Source organism: uncultured Chitinophaga sp., from assembly GCF_937874145.1.
GTDB lineage: Bacteria > Bacteroidota > Bacteroidia > Chitinophagales > Chitinophagaceae > Chitinophaga.
Genome location: NZ_CALNBI010000526.1, coordinates 1 through 5,769 on the forward strand (window position 1 = coordinate 1; position 5,769 = coordinate 5,769).

7 protein-coding genes, 1 tRNA gene and 1 pseudogene are annotated in these 5,769 nt (G+C 54.0%); 5 read left to right on the forward strand and 4 right to left on the reverse strand.

Annotated elements, in window-relative coordinates; genetic code table 11:
* Window positions 1–448 (reverse strand): VOC family protein (locus Q0510_RS24770; protein ID WP_298718028.1); only part of this gene is annotated, 448 nt, incomplete at its 3' end.
* 196 nt (window positions 449–644) lie between these two features.
* Here Q0510_RS24770 and Q0510_RS24775 point away from each other — a divergent pair.
* From Q0510_RS24775 to Q0510_RS24785, 3 genes are all read left to right on the forward strand, one after another.
* On the forward strand, window positions 645–1,436 hold the full coding sequence (locus tag Q0510_RS24775; protein ID WP_298718031.1) for an alpha-1,2-fucosyltransferase: 792 nt from the start codon (window positions 645–647) through the stop codon (window positions 1,434–1,436).
* Between the two features lie 191 nt (window positions 1,437–1,627).
* A complete protein-coding gene (locus tag Q0510_RS24780; protein WP_298718033.1) occupies window positions 1,628–2,485 on the forward strand; it encodes an AraC family transcriptional regulator in 858 nt (285 codons plus the stop codon).
* 64 nt (window positions 2,486–2,549) lie between these two features.
* Window positions 2,550–3,128, forward strand: coding sequence for a DUF417 family protein (locus tag Q0510_RS24785; protein ID WP_298718036.1), 579 nt, complete (start codon window positions 2,550–2,552; stop codon window positions 3,126–3,128).
* Here Q0510_RS24785 and Q0510_RS24790 read toward each other — a convergent pair whose 3' ends face one another.
* From Q0510_RS24790 to Q0510_RS24800, 3 genes are all read right to left on the reverse strand, one after another.
* Complete coding sequence (locus Q0510_RS24790; protein WP_298718039.1) at window positions 3,129–3,740, reverse strand: hypothetical protein; 612 nt, start codon at window positions 3,738–3,740, stop codon at window positions 3,129–3,131.
* Window positions 3,741–3,783: 43 nt separating this feature from the next.
* Window positions 3,784–4,656 (reverse strand): c-type cytochrome, encoded by an 873-nt coding sequence (locus tag Q0510_RS24795; protein WP_298718042.1) that lies wholly within the window; start codon window positions 4,654–4,656, stop codon window positions 3,784–3,786.
* Window positions 4,657–4,770: 114 nt separating this feature from the next.
* A tRNA-Gln gene (locus tag Q0510_RS24800) sits at window positions 4,771–4,841 on the reverse strand.
* 127 nt (window positions 4,842–4,968) lie between these two features.
* Here Q0510_RS24800 and Q0510_RS24805 point away from each other — a divergent pair.
* Together Q0510_RS24805 and Q0510_RS24810 are read left to right on the forward strand one after the other, a co-directional pair.
* Window positions 4,969–5,592, forward strand: a complete 624-nt coding sequence (locus Q0510_RS24805; protein WP_298718045.1) for a hypothetical protein — start codon at window positions 4,969–4,971, stop codon at window positions 5,590–5,592.
* Window positions 5,490–5,769: pseudogene (locus Q0510_RS24810) on the forward strand (hypothetical protein); the annotation flags it as partial. The gene Q0510_RS24805 and the pseudogene Q0510_RS24810, both read left to right, overlap by 103 nt.

A 5,769-nucleotide genomic window follows, 5' to 3' on the forward strand; every position in this document is an offset into this window, starting at 1 on the left:
GTTCGAGGGGGATGTGGCCGTAGGAGAACGGCGGGCGGGAATCGTTGTCGTTGAACACCAGTTCGAGGCCGAGGCCGTCGGGGTCTTCGAAGTAGATGAAAGATTCGCTGCCGAAGCGCTCCTGGGGCGGTTTGGCGTTGACGTTGAACCTTTGCAGGCGTTGTTGCCAGTAATCCAGCGAAGCGGCGGGCACGGAAAACGCGGTGGTATTGAGCATGCCTTTGCCCCTCCTGCCTTTCATGATGCCTTCGAAGGGGAAGAAGGTGAGAATGGAACCGGGGGATCCGGCTTCGTCGCCATAATAGAAATGGTAAACATCGGGCGCGTCGAAATTGACGGTCTTTTTCACTAGGCGGAGCCCGAGTATGCCGCAATAGAAATCGATGTTGCGCTGGGAGCCGTCGCACATGGCGGTGATGTGGTGGATGCCGGTGACGAGTTGTTGCATGACTGTGATTTTGGACCTCAAAAGTACGGTTGCCGCGGCCGCCGGGGGTGTATGAATGATGGGAGGTGATGGCTCCCGTTGCCGGGCTGCGGTTGCGTTCATGTTAAACACGGGGGCGGGGGATTTGTTTTGCAAAAAAGGGCGATTTGCACTAAATTCACGCCCCAAACCATGCCCAATACCATTTACCTGGTCTATGATCACACTGCTCAGCCTGTTCGGCCAAACCAGCAATAACTACTTACAACATATCCATCTCGATGCCTTTTGCAGGACCAACGGGATCAGGTATTTCACGCCGCGCATGCGCCGTTATTACGGTGCTTATCCTAACCTGGCGAAAGCGGGATACGGCAGTTCCAAGCTGTACATGAAGATGCTGCACATGCTTTCCTTCAAGCCGGTCATCCAATTCGACGATGAAACGCGGCAGGCCGACTACGAGCGCCAGCTGCTGGAGCCCGGCAATCATTTCGTGGAAGGCTGGTGGTTCAGGATGCCGGATGAAGTGATCGCCAAATACGCCCCGCTGTACCGGGAACACTTCCGGCCGGGGTTTAGTACGCACTGGCTGGATAAAGACTTCCTCCGGCGCCCCAACGGCGAGGCGCTGATAGCGGTGCACGTTCGCCGGGGGGATTTCAAAACCTGGGCCGGCGGGATCTATTATTACGGCGACGACGTATACATCGATAAAATCCGCCAGCTGACCCAGCAGCTCGACCGCCCCGCGAAAATCATCCTTTTCACCAACGACCCGGACATCAACCTGCCCCTTTACCGGAAGGCATGCAAGAACGTTTTGTTGTCGGGGCATGGCGTGGCGGAGGATCATTATCTCATGTCGCAATGCGATTATATCATCGGGCCGTTCAGCACCTTTTCCCTCTGGGCCAGTTTCATCGGGGAAAAACCATTCCAGCATATCCACAGCGAAGAAGAAATGATAGCACCGGATAAGTTCCGGGTGTTCGGGGGGAATTGGTAAGCAGTGCGCCAAAGATAGAAACCTGCATTTCACAATCATCAAACTACACTCCGGCGTATGTACGTGCGGGTAAGCGGGGCCATCCGGCACGTTCACCCTTTGGGCCAGCCTGATCGGCGAAACCCGCTACCTTCATAGAGCCGGTTCCGCGTGTTTAAAGGCAACGGGTGATAGTTTACTATCTTTGACGGATGGAAGCGGTTCACACTATCCGGCGGGAGGCAGATGGCGCATTGCTTGCCGGCATGCGCGTCATCGACGGAACATCTGAATGGCGCCGGGCGCCGCTGTATGCCGTAGTGCATCTGCGGAGCGGGAGCGCCGTGCTGGAGACCGGTCAAACCACATTCACCCTGCAGGCGCCTGTACTCCTGTTTTTCACGCCTTACCAGGAGTATACCTTCCATGGCGGCTTTTCCGGCAGCCACCTCAGCTTTCATGGTGATTTTTACTGCATTGAAAAACACCGTCACGAAGTAGCCTGCAACGGTGTTTTATTCAATAATATCTATACGCCGCCATTCGTTCCGCTGGACGAAGAGCAGGCCGCCTCGGCGGATAAATACCTCACGCTGCTACGGGAGTCGATAACCAGTAAAGATGACCTGGCAAGGGAAGATCTTGTCATCGCCCATCTGAAGATCCTTCTCATTATTGCTACCCGCGTCAAAAGCCGCCAGATTGAGGAAACGCTGACGCAGCTCCCGCCGGATGCCGGTCCGCGGCTGGCGGAGTTCCACCAGTTGCTGGAGGCGCATTTCCGGGAGTGGAAGAAACCGGCAGCATACGCCGCCGCCATGCACATCACGCTGAAAGCCCTGTCGCGCCTAACGGGTAAGTACCTTTCCAAAACCCCTTCGGCCCTCATTGCGGAGCGGGTGGTACAGGAAGCGAAGCGGGCCCTGCACTTTTCGCACCTCAGCGTCAAGGAAATAGCCGCTGCGCTGGGGTACGACGACCCGCTGTACCTGAGCCGCGTCTTCCGGAAGCAAACCGGCGTTTCGCCACGCGAGTTCCGGCAGCAGGTAGGGGTTACCATCCTTGTCTGATTTGTCCATGTTTCGGCGATTTACAGCCATTTTTCCCCGGCAGGTACAGCAGTACCTTCGGTGCATGAGCATCATATATTCATTCATAGCCTTCGCCGCCCGTCTGGACAAAGGCGGTATCCGGCTGCTGCGCATCGCTATTTCCGTGATATTGATCTGGATCGGGGCATTGAAATTTGTGCCCTATGAGGCTGAAGGCATTACGCCTTTTGTAGCAAACAGTCCATTCATGCGCTTCTTCTACCAACATCCAGATGAATACGGCCAGCACCGCAATAAAGAGGGCGAGGTGGTACCGGCAAACATTACCTGGCACCATGCCAATAATAGCTACGGTTATTCCTACGGATTGGGCCTGTTGCTGATGGGCATGGGTACGTTGCTGCTGCTGAACCGGGCCAATCCGCTGTTCGGGGCTACGGGCGCCGTATTGACGATCATTATGGGCGTGGGAACGTTATCCTTCCTGGTAACAACCCCCGAAACCTGGGTCCCGGACCTCGGCGGCGAACATCATGGATTCCCTTACCTGTCGGCGGCGGGCAGACTGGTGTTGAAGGATCTGATCATGCTGGCGGGCGCGGTGGTTTTACTGGCGGATTCGGCGAAGGCGGTGCTGCGGCGCAGTTCTGCCGGGGGATAATTATTCGAATTTCTCCAGACGAACCTTTGGAACGGAATCGCTCAGTTCCATCACCTTATAGTTATCGGTTAAATAATAGGTAGGGGACACCTCCGACAGGGTACCGTCGGGCATTCGCAATATGAGGTAAGTACTTGCTGAAAGATATTTCCGGGTGGTATCTGCAGCAGGCAACGCACGTTTTTTGATCTCCACCCGGTGCTGCCAGGACTGGTGATACTTTTTTAATGCTGCGAGCTTTTTCAATTGCTCATTTTGCAGCGAGTCGTCTGCAATCTGACCTTTTTCCCAGGCTTGCAATTCACGGCTTAGTTCCGGAAGGCTGCGGGCCCTTTTGTATGCATCGGCCAGCACGGCGGCAACATCGCGTTCTTCGGATTCGTGGAGCATAATGATGAAGGGCAGCAACTTTGCGTAGCCGACACGGCGGAGTCCATTGATTTCGATCTTTACGATTTCTGCTTTTTCTTCGGAGGCCGCCATACGGGCTTTAATATATCCTTCAATGGCAGCGATCACCTGTTCTTTTTCATCCGGCTGGCTTGACTGGGAAGCGCAATGAATGGATACTATCGTAAAGAGGGCTACTGTGCCTAAAGTCTTCAAGTTCATGGTATAGGAATTATCACAACTAAGATAAGAAGATGTTTGTCTGTTATTTGAGTTCGTTCAGGTACGCTATTATCGCATCCACATCTCCGCTGTCGAGCCGCTCGAAGTTGGGATGTTCCATGTTCCTCCATTTAGCGTATAAGTCAGTAGCTGCTTTGTCGCCGCTTTTCCGCAAGGCTTCGCCATTTGTGATCATTTTCACCAGCCATTCCCTGGTCCGGTTCGCGGCTACCCCTTGCATTTTGGGTCCCACTATATCAACATTAGCGTTGTGGCACATTGCGCATTCCTGCTGGAACAATTTTTTCCCATCCGGTCTGGCAGCGGCAATGACACGATTGTAGAGGTCTTTATCGATAATGGTTAGGTTACTTTTCTTTCCGGCGATCAGTTTTACGGTATAAATCAGTTTTCCTTCGGTGTAGAACATCTGAACTGCATCATCATCCTGGCTGTTCCATGGTGTTTTCTTTTCATCAAAAACCAGTTCTTCTTTCAGCCTGCCATCTGCGTTATAGAATTTCCATCGTCCTGTCTTGAAAGAATCGGCAAAGTACTGTTCATAAGCCAGTTTGCCGTCGGGAAAGTTGGCGTATATCCTACCGGAAAGCGCTCCTGCTTTGTAGAAAGTATATAGCTGGATGATGCCATTTTCAAAGTAAGTGATATGGGCGCCATCGAGCTGGCTTCCCAAAATTGCTTTACGTAAGTAGGTGGCAGTGGAACGGATTTTACCGCTTTCATAATACTCGGTCAATTTATCGCAATTGCAGGACTTGTCGTACTTGCGCTCTGCCTCCAGCTTTCCCGAGGGATAGTATAATATTTTGTCGTTTTCGGCCTGTCCGGAAGCCGAGCTACATATCCACAACAGGCAAATTGACAATAGCAGCCATAGCTGGCGTTTCATTTTCATGGCAGGGACTTTGGGATAAAGTTGCCGAATAAATTCAATTAATGCAAATATGAAGTCTTTTCCAATACAAGTATATAGAAATGAAAAAAGCCGCTGTAACAGCGGCTTTAGAAGTTGCCCAACATGGATTCGAACCACGACACTCAGAACCAGAACCTGATGTACTACCCTTATACTATTGGGCAAGGATGTCTGTAAAGACGGCTGCAATATTACGTAACTTTTCCGTTTTCTCCAAAACTTACCTGCCGCGGTATTCTTTTTCCTGAACCCTCCGGCCCCGGGAATTGTTGTATTCCGCAAAGAACCCTTATGCCATTGCACCGTCCTGCCCCCCGCAATACCGTGGAAACGATACTCGTCCTGCTCCTGCTGCTGGCGCTTTTTGTGGCTGTTTACGACGTCCTCCGCGTATTTTTCGGCGTATTCACTTTCGCCATCATTTTCGCCGTGTCTTTCGCCCGGCCGTTCGAAGAGCTATGCCGGCGAACGGGCCAGCGCCGGACATGGGCGGCGGTCGTGTACGCGCTGCTTTTGCTGGCGGTGGTGGCGTTGCCGTTTGTACTGCTGATCAGCGCCCTGGGCCGGCATGCCTCGCAGCTGCTGGCGTTCGCCCAGCAAGTGCGGGAATACGGCCTTCCGCCCCTCCCCGCCCAGGCGGCTGAGTTGCCCGTGGTGGGCGACCCGCTAGCCCAATGGTGGCAGCACCTGCGCGAAAATCCCCGCGAAACCCTTGTAGGACACAACCATGAGCTCAACGCCCTCCTGCACCGGCTCCTGAGTGGCGGCGCGGGCATCCTGGGCAGTGCGTGCTGGGCATCCTCGTGTCGGCCGTGCTGCTGGCCGCAGGGTCCAAAACCCTGCTGCCCCTGCGGACCGTCCTCCGGCACCTGCTGGGCCGCAGCGACGCGCAAAGCCTCATCCAGGCCTGTCTGAGCGCCATCCGCGGCGTTTCCATCGGGGTAATGGGGACGGCTTTCATTGCCAGCGTGCTGTCGTACCTGGGGTTCGCCATTGCGGGACTGCATTTCAAAATGCTGTTTACCGCCATCGTGTTTTTCCTCGTGCTGATACAGGTGGGGCCGCTTGTGCTGTGGCTGCCGCTGGTGATCT